The organism is Variovorax sp. YR634, from assembly GCF_900106655.1.
Taxonomy (GTDB): Bacteria; Pseudomonadota; Gammaproteobacteria; order Burkholderiales; family Burkholderiaceae_C; genus Variovorax.
In genome coordinates, this window is the sequence record NZ_FNOL01000014.1 from 57,175 (window position 1) to 71,883 (window position 14,709).

The 14,709-nt window shown below is 67.5% G+C and carries 16 protein-coding genes; 3 read left to right on the forward strand and 13 right to left on the reverse strand.

All coding sequences use genetic code 11. The features are described from left to right. Positions 1-19: 19 nt before the first annotated feature. From BLV60_RS21880 to BLV60_RS21910, 7 genes are read right to left on the reverse strand one after another with little or no spacing between them, the layout of a single operon-like run. Complete coding sequence (locus BLV60_RS21880) at positions 20-772, reverse strand: SDR family NAD(P)-dependent oxidoreductase (protein WP_093057390.1); 753 nt, start codon at positions 770-772, stop codon at positions 20-22. A 13-nt stretch (positions 773-785) separates the two neighbouring features. Beyond that, positions 786-1,535: an SDR family NAD(P)-dependent oxidoreductase gene (locus BLV60_RS21885; protein WP_093057391.1), complete on the reverse strand. Its 750-nt coding sequence runs from the start codon at positions 1,533-1,535 to the stop codon at positions 786-788. Further along, positions 1,532-2,356, reverse strand: coding sequence for a polysaccharide deacetylase family protein (locus BLV60_RS21890; protein ID WP_093057392.1), 825 nt, complete (start codon positions 2,354-2,356; stop codon positions 1,532-1,534). The genes BLV60_RS21885 and BLV60_RS21890 overlap by 4 nt, the downstream gene beginning before the upstream one ends. Before the next feature lie 39 nt (positions 2,357-2,395). Next, positions 2,396-3,187 (reverse strand): ABC transporter permease, encoded by a 792-nt coding sequence (locus BLV60_RS21895; RefSeq protein ID WP_093057393.1) that lies wholly within the window; start codon positions 3,185-3,187, stop codon positions 2,396-2,398. Then, complete coding sequence (locus BLV60_RS21900; RefSeq protein ID WP_093057394.1) at positions 3,184-4,035, reverse strand: ABC transporter permease; 852 nt, start codon at positions 4,033-4,035, stop codon at positions 3,184-3,186. The genes BLV60_RS21895 and BLV60_RS21900 overlap by 4 nt, the downstream gene beginning before the upstream one ends. After that, positions 4,032-5,120, reverse strand: a complete 1,089-nt coding sequence (locus BLV60_RS21905; protein WP_093057395.1) for an ABC transporter ATP-binding protein — start codon at positions 5,118-5,120, stop codon at positions 4,032-4,034. Before BLV60_RS21905 ends, BLV60_RS21900 begins: the two co-directional genes overlap by 4 nt. Positions 5,121-5,148: 28 nt before the next feature. Next, positions 5,149-6,174: an ABC transporter substrate-binding protein gene (locus tag BLV60_RS21910; protein WP_093057396.1), complete on the reverse strand. Its 1,026-nt coding sequence runs from the start codon at positions 6,172-6,174 to the stop codon at positions 5,149-5,151. A 171-nt stretch (positions 6,175-6,345) separates the two neighbouring features. On the opposite strand from BLV60_RS21910, the gene BLV60_RS21915 reads away from it, so the two are divergent. Beyond that, complete coding sequence (locus BLV60_RS21915) at positions 6,346-7,008, forward strand: MarR family winged helix-turn-helix transcriptional regulator (RefSeq protein ID WP_218132240.1); 663 nt, start codon at positions 6,346-6,348, stop codon at positions 7,006-7,008. Between the two features lie 9 nt (positions 7,009-7,017). Here BLV60_RS21915 and BLV60_RS21920 read toward each other — a convergent pair whose 3' ends face one another. Then, the gene (locus BLV60_RS21920) at positions 7,018-8,244 is read right to left on the reverse strand and encodes an ABA4-like family protein (RefSeq protein ID WP_093057397.1); all 1,227 of its coding nucleotides are present in this window, start codon (positions 8,242-8,244) and stop codon (positions 7,018-7,020) included. Positions 8,245-8,378: 134 nt separating this feature from the next. On the opposite strand from BLV60_RS21920, the gene BLV60_RS21925 reads away from it, so the two are divergent. Then, on the forward strand, positions 8,379-9,005 hold the full coding sequence (locus BLV60_RS21925) for a TetR/AcrR family transcriptional regulator (RefSeq protein ID WP_093057398.1): 627 nt from the start codon (positions 8,379-8,381) through the stop codon (positions 9,003-9,005). Between the two features lie 3 nt (positions 9,006-9,008). Here BLV60_RS21925 and BLV60_RS21930 read toward each other — a convergent pair whose 3' ends face one another. Then, positions 9,009-9,452, reverse strand: coding sequence for an Lrp/AsnC family transcriptional regulator (locus tag BLV60_RS21930; RefSeq protein WP_093057399.1), 444 nt, complete (start codon positions 9,450-9,452; stop codon positions 9,009-9,011). Positions 9,453-9,588: 136 nt separating this feature from the next. On the opposite strand from BLV60_RS21930, the gene BLV60_RS21935 reads away from it, so the two are divergent. Further along, positions 9,589-10,491, forward strand: a complete 903-nt coding sequence (locus BLV60_RS21935) for a DMT family transporter (RefSeq protein WP_093057400.1) — start codon at positions 9,589-9,591, stop codon at positions 10,489-10,491. Between the two features lie 69 nt (positions 10,492-10,560). Here BLV60_RS21935 and BLV60_RS21940 read toward each other — a convergent pair whose 3' ends face one another. The 4 genes from BLV60_RS21940 to yccS all read right to left on the reverse strand — a co-directional run bounded on the left by BLV60_RS21940 (position 10,561) and on the right by yccS (position 14,681). Continuing rightward, on the reverse strand, positions 10,561-11,103 hold the full coding sequence (locus tag BLV60_RS21940) for an Rrf2 family transcriptional regulator (RefSeq protein ID WP_093057401.1): 543 nt from the start codon (positions 11,101-11,103) through the stop codon (positions 10,561-10,563). A gap of 30 nt (positions 11,104-11,133) precedes the next feature. Then, positions 11,134-11,832, reverse strand: a complete 699-nt coding sequence (locus BLV60_RS21945; RefSeq protein WP_093057402.1) for a Bax inhibitor-1/YccA family protein — start codon at positions 11,830-11,832, stop codon at positions 11,134-11,136. 175 nt (positions 11,833-12,007) lie between these two features. Next, positions 12,008-12,373 (reverse strand): hypothetical protein, encoded by a 366-nt coding sequence (locus tag BLV60_RS21950; protein ID WP_256329429.1) that lies wholly within the window; start codon positions 12,371-12,373, stop codon positions 12,008-12,010. 79 nt (positions 12,374-12,452) lie between these two features. Further along, positions 12,453-14,681 carry a YccS family putative transporter gene (yccS, locus tag BLV60_RS21955; protein WP_093057404.1) on the reverse strand — a complete coding sequence of 743 codons (2,229 nt, stop codon included), beginning with the start codon at positions 14,679-14,681 and terminating at the stop codon, positions 12,453-12,455. Positions 14,682-14,709: the final 28 nt, after the last annotated feature.

The window sequence follows — 14,709 nt, forward strand, 5'->3', positions numbered from 1 at the left end:
TCGTGTCCTTGAAAAGAGGTCAGAGCATCCAGCGGCCGCCGTCGATCAGCAGCGTCTGGCCGGTGATGAAGCGCGCTTCGTCGCTCGCGAGGAAACGCACCGTGGCGGCCACGTCCTCGGGCGAGCCGACGAAGCCGGCGGGCGTGTCGGCCACGATCTTCGCGAGCACCTCGGGGCGCAGCCTGTCGTGCGCGCGCGTGCGAATTGCGCCGGGGCACACCGCATTCACGGTCACGCCGTGCGGCGCGAGTTCGCGCGCCAGCGAGCGCGTGAAGCCCACCACGCCCATCTTGGCGGCGGCGTAATCGGCCAGGCCCACGTCACCGGCAAAGGCTGCGTCGGTGCTCATGTTGACGATGCGCCCGAAGCCGCGCGCCTTCATGCCGGGCGCGATGCGGCGCGCGGCGCGCATGGTGGTGAGCAGCGACACCTCGATGACGAAGCGCCACACGGCCTCGTCCGATTCGGTGAACAGGCCACCGCGTTCGCGCGCGCTCTGGCCCACGTTGTTGAACAGGATGTCGACCGGGCCCAGTTCCTTTTCGACCCGGTCGAAGAAGGCCGAGACCACGGCGGCATCGGTGCAGTCGCCCGACACGCGCAGGCAATGCGCGGCGGCTTCGGGCCTGGTTGCGAGTTGCTGCGCGAGCGGGGTGCAGTCGAGGTCCAGCACGGCAACGCGCGCACCCTGGTCCAGAAAGTCGAGCACCGTGGCGGCGCCTATGCCCTGGCCGCCTCCGGTGACGACGGCGATGCGATGGTCGAAGCTCATGGCATCTGATCTTTCAGTGGAAGGTGCGCCCGCCGTCGACGGCCAGCGCGGTGCCCGTGATGTAGCTGGCACCCGGGCCGCTCAGGTAGAGCACGGCCTCGGCCACTTCCTCGGGCGCGGCGACACGGCCCAGTGCATAGCGCTGGCGGATCTCGTCGAGCGTGCGTGCCGGGTCGTCGCTGTGCTCGTAGCTGGTGCGAAACAGAGGCGTGTCGATGGCGCCGGGGCACACAGCGTTGACGCGGATGCCGTCCGCCGCCGCTTCAATGGACAGTGCCTTGCCGAACATGATCACGGCCGCCTTGGTGGCGCAGTAGGCGGTGCGGTTCGGCAGCGGCCGCAGGCCTGCGCCCGACGCGATGTTGACGATGCTGCCGCCGCCCGCCGCGCGCAGGTGCGGCATGGCGGCGCGGCACATCAGCATCGGCCCCGTGAGGTTGACGGCCAGCGTGCGGGCCCACTCGGCGTCGTCGGTCTGCTCCAGCGGTTTCAGCGAATCGACACCGGCCGAGTTGACCAGCGCGTCGATACCGCCGAGCCACTGGGCGGCATGGTTTACCGCAGCCTTCACGGCCGGTGCGTCGGTCACATCGCACACCAGTGGCAGCGCTGCGTCGCCCAATGCCGCGACGCATGCCTGCAGCCGTGGCGCATCAAGGTCGAGCAGTACGACGCGCGCGCCACGTTCCACCGCGAGCCGTGCCACCGCGAAGCCGATACCGCTCGCGCCGCCGCTCACCACGAAACGCAAGGCGGTGGTCATGCCTTGACCGCCGCCTTCAGGCGCGGGCGCATGTCGTCGGAGATGCGGTCGCAGCGGTCGATCCACACACCCGAGTGCGCCAGCGCATGCTCGATGAGCCCTTCGAGTACCTTGAGCCGCGATGGCTGGCCGATGATCTGCGGGTGCATGCCGACCATCATCATCCGATCTTCGGCGTACAGCATGTCGAACTCGCTCGTCCACGCCTCGAGCACGGCAGAGGGCGCCTGCAGCGTGCGGCCCGGCAGGGTGATCGAGTACTGGAAGAAGGGCGCGTCGTCGAGCACCCAGCGAAAGGGCAGTTCCACGATGTCGGTGCGCTGCCCGCCGATTTCCAGCAGGTAGGGTGAGTCGTCATCGAAGAAGTTCGACGAGTAGTCGAAGCCGTACTCCTTGAGCAGGTCGAGCGTGATGCTGCTGAACTCCGCCGCCGGCGAACGCCAGCCGCGTGGGCGGGTACCGGCCAGGCGGGTGAGCGTCTCCATGCCGCGCTCCATCTCCTCGCGTTCTTCCGCGGGGCTCAGGTTGACGATCCAGCGGTGGCTGTAGCTGTGGTGCGCCACCTCGTGGCCCTTGTCGACCACCTCGCGCACCAGGTCCGGGTGCTTGTCGGCCACTTCGCCGGGAATGAAGAAGGTGGCGCTGATGTCGTAGCGCGCCAGCAGCGCGAGGATGCGCGGCATGCCGACCTTCCAGCCGTAGGCGCCCTGCGACATGAGGATGGGGCGCTGCGCGTTGGCGGGGTCGCGGCCGGTCCACATGGTCTCCGCGTCGAGGTCGAAGGTCAGCATGAGCGGGAAGCCTTTGCTCGTGGTCGGCATCAAGAAACTCCTTGGCGAATGAGGTGGAAAGCGGGGTGCTCAGACGTGCTTGTGGAAGCCCGTCCATCGCTCGGCCAGCAGCAGCACGACGCCGGTGGTTACGATCAGAAGGGTGGAGACGGCGGCCACGCTCGGGTCCACGCCCTGCTCGACCGAGGTGAAGATCTTCACGGGCAGCGTCGTTTGGCTCGCGGAGAGCAGGAACACCGACACCGGCACGTTGTCGAGCGAGGTGATGAAGGCGAAGAGGCCGCCAGCGACGAGGCCGGGCTTCACCAGCGGCAACGTGACCAGGCGAAAGCTCGTGAAGCCGTCGGCTCCCAGCACGCGCGCCGCGTCCTCGAGCGACTCGTCGACCGCCGACAGGCTGCCCAGGCTCGCGCGCACCACGTAGGGCACGGTAATGACCACGTGTGCGAGCCACAGGCCCAGCGAGTTGCCGCGCAGGCCGGTCATCGTGTAGTACTGCAGCAGCGCCACGCCGAGCACCACCGAAGGCAGGATCAGCGGCGCCATGAAGAGCGAGGTGAGCGCGCCCGCGCCGGGCACCATGCGGCGGTGAATGGCGTAGGCGGCAATGAGGCCCAGCACCAGCGCGGCGGCGGTCGATGCGGCGGCGAGCCACAGGCTGGTCCAGGCGGCGCTGAGGTACTCGGGGTCGCGCAGCACCACCTCGAACCAGTGGAAGGTCAGGCCCTTGGGCGGGATCGTGAGGTAGGCCGTCTTGCTGAAGGCCGCGAGCATTACCACCAGCACGGGAATCTGCAGGAACACGACCACCGCGATGGCCGTGGCCGCGAGGAACGGCGCCTTCTTGCCTTCGATGCTCATGCGTTGCCTCCCCAGCGCCTGAGCACGCGGCTCGACAGGCCGATGACCACCAGCGTGAGCGCGGTGAGCGCAAAGGACATCGCGGCGCCTGCGGGCCAGTCGAGCGTCTGCAGGAAGTCGTCGTAGATCAGCGTGGCCATCACCTTGTAGGTGGGCCCGCCCAGCATGCGCGGCGTGACCAGTGCGCTGATGGTCAGCACGAACACCAGGATCGAGCCCGACAGGATGCCCGGTGCGCTCATCGGCAGCGTGATCGACCAGAACACGCGCAGCCGGCTTGCGGCCAGCGTGTACGCGGCCGCCTGCACGTCCTTGGAGATCGCCTGGATGGCCGGCACCAGCATCAGCACCATGAACGGCAGGAAGATGTGCGACATGCCGACCAGCAGGCCGAACAGGTTGAACATCATCTTGATCGGCCGCTCGATCAGGCCGATGTCGATGAGCAGGTTGTTCACCAGCCCGCGGTTGGCCAGCAGCGCGATCCAGCCGAACGAGCGCACCACCAGGTTCAGCAGCATCGGGAAGATGACGAGCATGGTGAGCGTAAGGCGCATCTTCGGGCCCGCATTCGCGATGTAGTAGGCCAGTGGGTAGCCCAGCAGCAGGCAGATGGCGGTGACGCCGAAGCCCAGTACCAGTGTGCGCACGACCACCTCGCGGTAGTACTCGTCGGTGAGGATGCTGGTGTAGTTCTCGAGCGTCCAGCCGGCGGCGATGCCGGTGCCGGGCACATAGGGGTGCAGGCTCAGCGGCACCATCAGGAGCACCGGCGCGACGAATGCCAGCAGCAGGAGCAGCAGCAGCGGCGACGCCAGCAGAGTGCCGGTGATCTTGCGCGGCGTCATGCGGTGGCCTGGCTTGCCGTGGGTGTCACGTAGACGTGCTGCGGCTCGACGCTCACCCGAACCGGTGCGTCGACCGCCAGGCCGGCGTGCGGGCCATTGGTGAGCGCCTCGGCGATGAGCTCGGTGCTGCCGAAGGCCAGCAGGTATTGCACGCGCGAGCCGACGAAGGAACGCATGGCCACGCGGCCCGAAAGCGTCGGGCCGTTCGACGCCGCCGAGTCGGCGAAGCGGATGTCCTCCTGGCGTACCACCACGTCGACCGCCGTGCCCTGTGCCATGCCATCGGCAGCCGTGGCCGCAAGCACCGGGCCATCGTTCAACTGCACCGCAGCCGCGCCTTCGGGCGAGCGCACCACGCGGCCCGCGAGACGGTTGGGGCGGCCGATGAAGCTCGCGACGAAACCTGTGGCGGGACGGTGGTAGATGGCCTCGGGCGTGTCGAACTGCTGCACCACGCCGTGCGCGAGCACGCACACGCGGTCGGACATCGACATCGCCTCGCCCTGGTCGTGCGTGACGAACAGCGTGGTGATGCCCACTTCGCGCTGCAGGCGCTTGAGCTCGATCTGCATCTCGTCGCGCAGCGAGGCGTCGAGGTTCGACAGCGGTTCGTCGAAAAGAAGGATGCTGGGGCGCGGCGCGATCGAACGTGCCACGGCCACGCGCTGCTGCTGGCCGCCGGAGAGCTGGCGCGGCAGTCGGTCGCCGAGCGCGGAGAGGCGCACGCTGGCCAGCGCCTGGTCGACGCGCTGCTTCAACTCGCTGCCCTGCAGGCCTTGGCGGCGCAGGCCGAACGCGACGTTCTCGAACACGCTCATGTGCGGGAAAAGCGCGTACGACTGGAAGACCAGGCCGATGTTGCGCTTGTTGGTGGGCAGCGCCGTGACGTCGCGGCCATCGACGAGGATGCGCCCACCCGTCGGCTCGATCAGGCCGGCCACCATGCGCAGCACGGTGGTCTTGCCACAGCCCGAAGGGCCGAGCAGTGAGATGAACTCGCCGTCGTGCACTGACAGCGACACGGACTGTGCGGCAATGTGGCCCGGGTAGCGTTTCTCGAGGCGGTCGAGCGTGAGTGCCGGCATGTCGTTCGGTCCTGGAGGTTGCGGCGGCTCAGCGAGCCACTTCGCGCTGCCAGCGCTTGGTCCAGTCGGGCAGCGACTTGGCCACGGCCTCGGGGTCGGGCAGCCAGAGGTTGTCGAAAGTCTCCTTGTAGGGAACGATCTTCGCGGCCTTGTCGCTGAGCTTGACCTGCGTGTTGACCGGGCCCGCGTACTTGCGTTCTGCGAAGCAGGTCTGGCCTTCCTTGGACAGCACCTCGTCGATGTACTTGAGCGCGAGCGCAGGCGACTTCGCGCCCTTCGGGATCACCAGCGCAGGCAGGATGCCCACCGCGCCTTCCTTCGGATAGACGATGGCCAGCGGCAGGCCCTTGTCGATGGCCGAGCCGGCGCGGTCGGGGTACCACACGGCGGCGGCGATCTCCTGGCGTTCGAAGAGCGACACGATCTGGTCGGCCTGCGTGTAGAGCGTGACGGACGATTTCGCGATCGGCTTGATGGCCGCGAACCCCGCGTCCATGTTCGCGAGCGTGCCGCCCTTCATGCGGTTGAGAGCCATCAGGAACTGCGAGCCCGAGGTGCCGCTGATGTCGCCGATGGCGAGCTTGCCGTCGTACTCGGGCTTTGCAAGGTCGGACCAGGAGGTGGGCGGTGTCTTGATCTGCTTGGTGTCGTAGACGATGACGGTCGCACCGGTCATGAACACGACGTACTGGCCGTCCTTGTCGAGTGCGCGCGGCGACACTTCGGCGGCGTTCGTGAGCTTGCTCTTGTCGATGGTCTCGAGCAGCTTCTCGTTCTTGAGCTGCGCGGCGAGCGAGTTGTCGATGTAGACCACGTCGAAGTCCGACTTGCCGCCGGTCGCGCGGATCGCAGCCGCGAACTGCGAGGAACTGCCCAGCTTGAGCGCGACCTTGGCCCCTGTTTTCTTCTCGAACGACGCAATGTGGCAGGTCTTGGAGTCGTCGGCGAAGGAGCCGCCGAAGATGCCGACCACCAGCTCCTCGGCCTGTGCAGCGCCTGCGAAAAGAGCGGCCACCAAGCCGGAAACGAGACAGCGCGAGAACATGGTTTTCATGAAGAGCTCCTGTGGGGAAAACCCGGAACGAAGGGCCGGATGGCTGCGTTGGAATTCACTTTATCTTTCGTAAAAGATAAATGCAAGGAATTTAAGATAGGGACCAACCCGCGCCATCGCGCCGCACCACAATGGCAGCGCATGGGCATCAACCTGGATGGAAAGCACGTCATGCCGCACAAAAAAGAAGCGTCGAATCGACGTCCGCCCCAAGGCGATGCAAGGCATCGCGACGATGCCGCTGAGGCCGCTGAGGCCGCCAAGCCCGTTGCACCGGCCGATGAAGCGCCGATGGAAGGCGGCGCCGACCTGGTCGAGCGCGGCATCCAGCAATGGAGGCGCGAGCGGCCTGACATCGACAGCAGCGGCAAGTCCGTGGTTGGCCGGCTGCTGCGGCTCGAAGAGGTGGTGCTGCGCACGCTGAACCAGGTGCTGGAGCCCTTCGGCATGAAGTACCAGGAGTACGCGGTGCTCGCTACCTTGCGCGTGGCGGGCGCGCCCTACAGGCTGTCGCCGTCGCGCCTGCAGAGCACGCTTCTCTTCACTTCGGGTGGCTTGTCGAACCTGCTGAAGCGGCTCGAGAAGGAGGGCTGGATCAAGCGCTCGATCGATCCGAACGATGGTCGCGGCGTGCTGGTCAAGCTAACCGCCAAGGGCATTCGCCTGGCCGATGAAGCGATGCCGCGCCACGCGGCCGCCGAATTGCATTTGCTGCGCATGTTCGATGCGCCGCAGCGCGACGTGCTCTCGAGCCTGCTGAGCCAGATGATGACGGGCAATGCGCCCGAGACTGGCCCCGAGCCCGGCCAGGCGCTGCGCACGAAGAGCGACTGACCGAGAGAGCTATGCCGCGGCCTGAACGCCGAGCGCAATCAGCGGAACGCCCGCATAGGCCAGGCTGAACATCCGCAGAATCAGCGCCGCGTAAAGGCCCGTCAGGAGCCAGACTGCCGCACGGCCCCATGGCATGAGCGACACGCTGATGAGTGCGCCCGCCAGCGGCAGCAGCTGCTGTGCGTGCACGCCGAGGAAGTGCGGCACGCGCAGATCGCCGCCGGTGGCTGACCAGCCGAACAGGGGGAGCGTTGTGCCGCCTGCGATGGCGCCGATGGTCGATCCGCCGTGCTGGCTGATCGCGATGCCCGCGCCCGCTCCGGCGACGAAGGTCAGCCCCAGCCCCAGCACCACGGCCAGCCTGTAAGGCGCTGCCAGCGCGTCGCCGTGGCGCGCGAACAGCCACGCGAGCGGCAATGCCGTGGCGTTGAGCGACAGCGCACCCACGCCCATCAGGCTGTACATGACGATGTGGAAGGTCGAGTCTTCATTGAAATGCGAGGCCTGCCCGAGGGCACCTTGCAGCGTGATGTAGCCGACCTCGAAGACGCCCGTGGCGATCACCACAGCGACAACCGCGCGTTCGATGCGGCCCCCGCGCCGCTCGCGCGGCAGGTCGCCGAGCAGCCATGCAGTGGTCAGCGCGTAGAGGCTGACCGAAGCCATGAACTTCAACGGCTTGACCCACACGCCTACGCCGTTCAGCGTGCGCGGATCGAGCCAAGCAGCCACGAGGGCAGGCACCATCGCTGCGAGCAGCAGGCCACCGAACCAGGCCAGCTGCGGTTGCCGCCGATGCACTTCGCGCGCCAGCGCCATGCATGCGGGCGCGACTCGCAGCGCCAGGAAGGCCAATAGGCCGACTGGCCCGAACAGGAAGGTGAGAGCGAAGCAAGGAATGAGCAGCACCGGCGCGATGCCCGCGCGCTCTCCCTCGCGTGCGATCCACGTGCCTACGAACAGGTCGAAGGCGAGGTAATGGAACCATCCGGCGGTGAGCAGGCCCGGATGCTGGAACAGCGCATGCACCGCCGACAGCGAGCTGTAGCCGCCACCGGCCGCGGACCAGTACGTCGCCATCAGCCACCAGTACGCCAGCCCGAGGCCGACGGGAATGACGATGCCCGTCGTTGCCCATATCACCGGCTTGGCACGCCCGAGCCACGGGGCTGCGCCGAGCGCGGCCCAGGCAGGAAGGGCGACGGTGCTGCCTGCGCTGAAAAGTGAGTCGAACATGCACGGCCTCCAGCAAGAAATGTGGCTCGCCAGGATTGGCATGGCGCAATCTTGACAGTGTTTAGATAAAAACGCCAGCAGATTCTTTAGAAGGTAGAGTTCCCTCCTTTGAAGACCGAAAGCAGCAACCAGCCATGGCGGCAAAGAAAACAGAGGAAGCCCCCGCGCCCTATCACCACGGCGATCTGCACGCGGCGCTGATCGGGGCTACCGAAGCCCTGCTCGCCGAGCGCGGCATCGAGGGCTTCACCCTGCGCGAAGCGGCGCGGCGCGCCGGCGTGTCGGCGGCCGCGCCCATGCATCATTTCGGCAGCGCAGCCGGGTTGTTGACCGAGGTGGCGATCCTGGGCTTCGAGGAACTCACACGCTGCCTGCGTGCCGGCACGGAAACGGGTGGTACCGACCCCGCGCGTCGCTTGCGTGGGCAGGGCATGGGCTATGTGCGATTCGCGCTGGCCTACCCGGCGCGCTTTCAGCTCATGTTCCGCAAGGACCGGTTGACGCAAGACCTCCGGCTGCAGGCGGCCGGCGACGCGGCATTCGCCGAACTGGAGCAGGCAGTGCGCGACTACAACGGCTGGAGCAGCAAGAAGCCGCCGAACCGCGCGATGCAGGCCGCGGCGCTCGGCGCCTGGTCTGTCGTGCACGGCTTTGCGCATCTTGCGCTGGACGAGAAGTTCGGCGAGCAGGCCGGCAGCGCGTGCACGAACGATTTTGTCGAGAGCATGCTGCCGGAAATACTGAAGCAGTTCTGGCCCTGACCTTCACTGAGCCGGAAAGGGCGGCAGCCGCCTGCGGATCGTCTGCGCCTTCACGATGGAGGTGTTGGTCTCGGCCTTGCTCGCGATGCGGTCGAGAATGCCGTCGAGCTGTTCGAGCGATTGCAGGAACAGCCGCGCGACGAAGCAGTCTTCGCCTGTGACCTTGTCGCACTCGCAGAACTCGGGCGTGGCCTCGATCAGCTTCTGCACTGCCTGCAGTTGCCCCGGCAATGGGCGGATGCGCACGATGGCCTGGAACTGGTAGCCCAGCGCCTTCGGGTTCACGTCCAGCGTGTAGCCGCGGATCACGTCGCGCTCTTCAAGTCGTCGCAGCCGCTCCGACACGCTGGGCGACGACAGCCCCACGTGGTGGGCCAGCTCTTTCAGGGACATCCGCGCGTTGCCGGCCAATGCCTGCACGATGGTTTCGTCGATTGCGTCGAGCATGTTGCCGATCTCCGGTGAATGGGCCGCGATGGCTTGTTTTGAAAGGTCATCAGCGGTGATTGCCTTATTCAAAGCATATCCAATCCGCGCCGGACGTGGCACGCTTGCTCCTTCCTTTCTGCCATTCGAGACAGACATGCAGACACAGCTTCGCGGTGCGCTGGAAATGAGCGCGGCCATGGTGATTTCCGGAACCATCGGATGGTTCGTCGTGCGATCCGGACAGCCGCTGCCCGACCTGCTGTTCTGGCGCTGCGTGTTCGGCGCGGCCACGCTGCTCATCGTGTGCCTCGCTCTGGGCCTGCTGCGGCGTGGCCTGACGCTGCGCAGCTTTGCGCTGGCCGCGTTGGGCGGCGTGGCGCTGGTCGTCAACTGGGTGCTGATCTTCGCTTCCTTCTCGCGCGCGTCGATCTCGATTGCCACGGCGGTCTACAACACGCAGCCCTTCATGCTGGTCGCGCTCGGCGCGCTGCTGCTGTCGGAGCGGCTGACCGCGATGAAGGCCGTGTGGCTGTGCATCGCGTTCGCTGGCGTGGTGCTGGTGGCGCAGGCCAAGCCGGGCGGCGGGGCCGACGGTTCGGCCTATTTCGTCGGCGTGCTGATGGCATTGGGCGCGGCCTTCTGCTACGCGGTGGCCGCGATCATTGCGAAGAAGCTCGACGGCATCGCCCCGCATCTCATCGCGCTGATCCAGGTCTGCGTGGGCATCGTGATGCTCGCGCCGTTCGCGTATCTGAAGACGCTGCCCAGCGATGCGGCCACGTGGGGCGTGCACCTGGCCATGGGTGTGGTCTACACGGGGCTGGTGTTCGTGCTGCTGTACGGGGCACTGCAGAAGCTGTCGACGCCCGTGGCCGGCGCGCTGTCGTTCATCTATCCGCTGGTGGCCATCGGCGTCGACTATGTCGCCTTCGGCCAGCGGCTGGGCGCGTTGCAGGTGGTGGGCGCCGCGGCCATCCTGATAGCCGCGGCGGGCATGACGTTCGGATGGACCCTGCCCGGCGTGCCGAGGCGCTCGCCCGCCACCGAAGAGCGCTGAGTCAGGACGTCGTCGCGTGCGGCCGCGCCGGGCGACCGCATGGTCCGTGATGGCGTTGACCGGCTGAGGCTAGCTGGCGCTCTGCTGACGCCGTCCCAGTGCGAACACCGAGTTGGGCGCGTCGACCACAAAAGGCTTGCGCGTGGCCGGCTGACCGGTCGGCGTGCGCCGGGTTTCGGTCCGTACTGCGGCTTGCACGCCCTTGGCCTTTTGTTCGTCGACCAGGCTTTGCAGCGAGATCGACTTGAGGAACTCGACCGCCCGCAGGTTCACGGTGGCCCAGAGCTCGTCGATTTCGCAGCGGCCGGTCTCGCCCGGGGCGTCGGCGTCGCGCCGGCGGGTGGATTCGGCATCGTGTTCCTCGATCGAGAGAACGATGTCGGCCACCGAAATCTCCGCCGCCTTGCGGCTGAGCGAATAGCCGCCGCCGGGGCCGCGGGTCGATTCGACCAGGCTGGCGCGCCGCAGCTTGCCGAAGAGCAGCTCCAGGTACGACAGCGACACGCGCTGACGCAGGCTGATCGAGGCCAGCGTGACGGGGCCCGACCGGCCGTGCAGGGCGATGTCGATCATCGCGGTGACCGCGAAGCGGCCCTTGGTGGTGAGACGCATGGGATGTTCCTTTCCTTCCTTCGTGGGGAATTACTCGTCCCGGCCGCCCGCGATGCCCAGCAGGGCCAGCAGCGACTGGAAGACGTTGTAGATGCTGAGATACACACCCAGCGTGGCGGAGATGTAGTTGGTCTCCAGGCCGTCCTTCACGCGCTTGAGGTCGTGCAGGATGAAGGCCGAGAAGATGCCGATGGCCGCGACCGACAGCGTCATCATCAGCGCGCTCGACTGGATGAAGAAGTTGGCGATGCCAGCCACCAGCAGCAGGATGGCGCCGATGAAGAGCCACTTGCCCATGGCCGACAGGTCGCGCTTGATGACCGACGACAGCGTGGCCATGCCGAAGAAGATCGCGCCGGTGCCGGCGAACGCCGTCATCACCAGACTGGCTCCGTTGGCCAGGCCGAGCACGGAGCCCACCAGGCGCGACAGCATCAGGCCCATGAAGAAGGTGAAGGCCAGCAGCACCGGCACGCCGGCGGCCGATTCCTTGGTTTTCTCGATGGCGTACATGAAGCCGAAGGCGCCGCCGAGGAACACCATCAGGCCGATGCCCGGCGACATGGCGCGCGAGAAGCCGGTGGAAACGCCGATCCAGGCGCCCAGAACGGTGGGCACCATCGACAGCGCGAGCAGCCAGTAGGTGTTGCGCAGCACGCGGTTGCGCTCCTGCGGCGAGGCGAGCGGGAGGTCGAAGCCGTCGTGATAGGTGGAGGGACTGTTGTTCATTGTGTTGATTCCTTGAAGCTGGACCGGTGCCTCTTGCGCGCAATGGCGCGCAAGAGGCACAGGGCCGGAAATGAGAGATGTCGTTGCTGCGATGCGGGTGCCGCCGGATGGCGGGGGCCCGGATCGAAAGGGCGGGAGCCATGGCGGCTCCCGGTCGCGCAAGGCCTTGAGGGGCCTAGGCGACGAAGGACGCGGCGCGGGGTGGCCGCTTGGGTCGCGCTAGGAACGGCGCGACGGAGGTGGTCAGGCCGAGCTTCGGCGGCTGTTCCGTAAAGCGCAGCAGCGCGGGGGCGCCGTTGCGTGCGTCGACCAGTTCGGCGTGCTCGGAGCCGGCTTCGTCGACGGAAAGGGAATCGTCCGACGCCTTGTCGGCATCGCTTGCCGGCGTTGCTGCATCGGAGAAGTCAGCACTGACAACCAGCGCGGACTCCTGTTGTTCGCCGTGCGAATGGCCGCTACCGATCACGCTGTGGGCAAGCACGGCAAAGCCGTAGCAGGACAGCATGATGGACAGGACAGTGGCGACAAACCAGCGGGACATGTAGGGGTAATCTTACCTGCCGCGCCACGAGGTGTTCACGGCGGGTGCTTTCAACCGACCGGATCGCATGGATGTTCGCTCAGGCTGGCGCGGTCGTGGTTTCGCTGCCTTCAGACTGCAGCCATTCGCGTGCATGGGTGCGCAACGCGTCTATCTGCAGCCAGATCAGACCGAGTTCGGTGTGAAAAGTTCGCGCCTGCGGGTCGCTGCCGTCCCCGTTCTCGCCGCTGGCGGCAACGGCCTGCGCCAGTGCGGCGCGCGCGGTTGATTCCGCAACTGCATCGCCCGGCGCCTCGATCACGCCCTTTTCCAGCCCGGCCGCCAGCCCTTCCAGCGCTGCGATCGCCCCTTCAGCGGCAGTACGCAGCACCGCCATCTGCGCCGAGTCTGGCAGCGCCGCACGGTGGGCGCCCAGGGCCGAGAGGTAACTCAGCAGCGTGTGCGACCGGATCAGGAAGCGCAGCGCCACCCCCGCGCGCGGCCGCACGTAGCCCGGCTCGCGGAACATGTCCGACACGGCCGTGGACAGCGCCGCATCCGCGTTGTGGTCGTTGCGCCGCGCCAGCCGGTAGTCGAGGTGGTCGCGCGCGCCGGTGCGGTATTGCCCGACGATCTGCCGCAGGTAGCCGGCATGGCCGCGCATGGCGGCCGCCGCTAGCTCGTTGATGCGCCGTGCCTGCCAGTGCGGCAGCACCAGCAGCACCGCCAGCCCGGCGATCGCGCTGCCGATGGCGGTGTCGACCAGCCGCGGCACCAGCAGCACGCCGCTGTCGCCGACCTGGTTGAAGCACATCAGCACCAGCAGCGTCATCGAGGCTGTGGCCAGCAGGTAGCGCGTGGTGCGGGTCGCGAAGAACAGCACGCCCGCCACCACCGCGATCACTGACTGCACCAGCGGCTGCGGAAACAGCTGCAGCAGCGCCCAACCGGCCACCACGCCGAGCGCGGTGCCGGCAATGCGCTGCCCCATGCGCGAAATGGTGTCGCCATACGTCTGCTGGCAGACGAACAGCGTGGTCAGCAAGATCCAGTAGCCCTGCGCCGGGTGAATGGCGCGCATCACGCCGTAGCCCGCCACCAGCGCCACCGACAGGCGCAGCGCATGGCGAAACAGCGGCGAGCGCGTGGTGAGCTGCCGCCGCACGCGCTCGACCGCATCGCGCCACGAGCGCGGCGAGCGGTCGAACAGGCCCATCTCCGTACGGCCCGCGCGCGCCGACGGCTGGCTGGCCCCGGCGAGTTGCCCGTCGAGCAGCGCGAGGTTGCGCGCCAGCGCCTCGACGGACGCCAGCAGCGCCAGCCGCCCGGGCGTATCGGCCCGCGCGCGCTCATGCTCGATGGCGCTGCGCAGGTCGGCCAGCGCCTGCACCGTCTCCGTTCCCACCTCGAAGGGCTCGCGCCGAGCGATCGAATCGGCCAGCCGCTGGCAGGCCAGGCCCTGCAGGCCCAGCAGGCGCTGACAGCGGTAGAGCAGGTCGCTATGGAAGAAGGCGTCGGCCAGCGCGTTGTAGTCGTCGTGCGAGGAGCTGGCGCGCTCGTGTACGTCCTGCGCGATCAGGTAGAGCCCGCGGTAACGCGAGAGACGCCCGGTCGGCGCGCGCGCGCCGATGCGCAGGAAGATGCTTTCCTTCGCGGCGTTGAGCTCCGCCACCACTTCGGCATTGAGCTGCGCCAGTGCGAGCCGCTTGCGCTCGATGTCGATGCCGCGCAGCGGCTCGAACAGCGAGGCCTTGAAGCGCACGAAATTGCCCAGCACCGCGAACAGCGTCACGAGCCGCGCCTGCACCGGCTGCGCCGGAAAGGCCGCGCACCACAGCACCGAGAACACGCCGTACCACGCAGCGCCCGCCAGCAGCAGCAGCGGTTCGCGCCCGCGATGAGCCACACCGTGCGCGCCCATGTTCTCGATGCCGAGCGTGGCGTACATCGCGAGGATCAGCGTCGCATACGCAATCGCCTTGTAGCGCGCCCCCACCGCCCCGAGCATCGTGAGGCAGAAGGCCGCGAGCGCAAGCCCGGTGATGAACAGCAGTGGCAGGCCGAACGCCGCCTCGACCGCGAATGCGATGGCCGCGAAGCAGCCCAGCGTGACCACCTGCGCGCGCAGCCGGCCGCGCCAACTGTCGTCGGTCTCGGCGAGCGCGCTGGCGATGGCGCCGAGGAACAGGGGAATCACCGCATCAGGATGGCCGGTCCAGGCGCAGGCCGCCATGAGGCTGCCGAGGGTGAGAAGGATGCGAACGGGTTGCGCGCGGGAAGCGAAAGACCGCAGCCGCTGGCGCAGCGCGTCGGGGGACAGGGGAAGCATGGGCTGATCTTGCACGATGCATGCCACG

Bases quoted from the DNA above. Each gene is read 5' to 3' on its own strand.
- BLV60_RS21880 (WP_093057390.1), bottom strand. From the start codon at position 772: ATGAGCTTCGACCATCGCATCGCCGTCGTCACCGGAGGCGGCCAGGGC.
- BLV60_RS21885 (WP_093057391.1), bottom strand. From the start codon at position 1,535: ATGACCACCGCCTTGCGTTTCGTGGTGAGCGGCGGCGCGAGCGGTATC.
- BLV60_RS21890 (WP_093057392.1), bottom strand. From the start codon at position 2,356: ATGCCGACCACGAGCAAAGGCTTCCCGCTCATGCTGACCTTCGACCTC.
- BLV60_RS21895 (WP_093057393.1), bottom strand. From the start codon at position 3,187: ATGAGCATCGAAGGCAAGAAGGCGCCGTTCCTCGCGGCCACGGCCATC.
- BLV60_RS21900 (WP_093057394.1), bottom strand. From the start codon at position 4,035: ATGACGCCGCGCAAGATCACCGGCACTCTGCTGGCGTCGCCGCTGCTG.
- BLV60_RS21905 (WP_093057395.1), bottom strand. From the start codon at position 5,120: ATGCCGGCACTCACGCTCGACCGCCTCGAGAAACGCTACCCGGGCCAC.
- BLV60_RS21910 (WP_093057396.1), bottom strand. From the start codon at position 6,174: ATGAAAACCATGTTCTCGCGCTGTCTCGTTTCCGGCTTGGTGGCCGCT.
- BLV60_RS21915 (WP_218132240.1), top strand. From the start codon at position 6,346: ATGCCGCACAAAAAAGAAGCGTCGAATCGACGTCCGCCCCAAGGCGAT.
- BLV60_RS21920 (WP_093057397.1), bottom strand. From the start codon at position 8,244: ATGTTCGACTCACTTTTCAGCGCAGGCAGCACCGTCGCCCTTCCTGCC.
- BLV60_RS21925 (WP_093057398.1), top strand. From the start codon at position 8,379: ATGGCGGCAAAGAAAACAGAGGAAGCCCCCGCGCCCTATCACCACGGC.
- BLV60_RS21930 (WP_093057399.1), bottom strand. From the start codon at position 9,452: ATGCTCGACGCAATCGACGAAACCATCGTGCAGGCATTGGCCGGCAAC.
- BLV60_RS21935 (WP_093057400.1), top strand. From the start codon at position 9,589: ATGCAGACACAGCTTCGCGGTGCGCTGGAAATGAGCGCGGCCATGGTG.
- BLV60_RS21940 (WP_093057401.1), bottom strand. From the start codon at position 11,103: ATGCGTCTCACCACCAAGGGCCGCTTCGCGGTCACCGCGATGATCGAC.
- BLV60_RS21945 (WP_093057402.1), bottom strand. From the start codon at position 11,832: ATGAACAACAGTCCCTCCACCTATCACGACGGCTTCGACCTCCCGCTC.
- BLV60_RS21950 (WP_256329429.1), bottom strand. From the start codon at position 12,373: ATGTCCCGCTGGTTTGTCGCCACTGTCCTGTCCATCATGCTGTCCTGC.
- yccS (WP_093057404.1), bottom strand. From the start codon at position 14,681: ATGCTTCCCCTGTCCCCCGACGCGCTGCGCCAGCGGCTGCGGTCTTTC.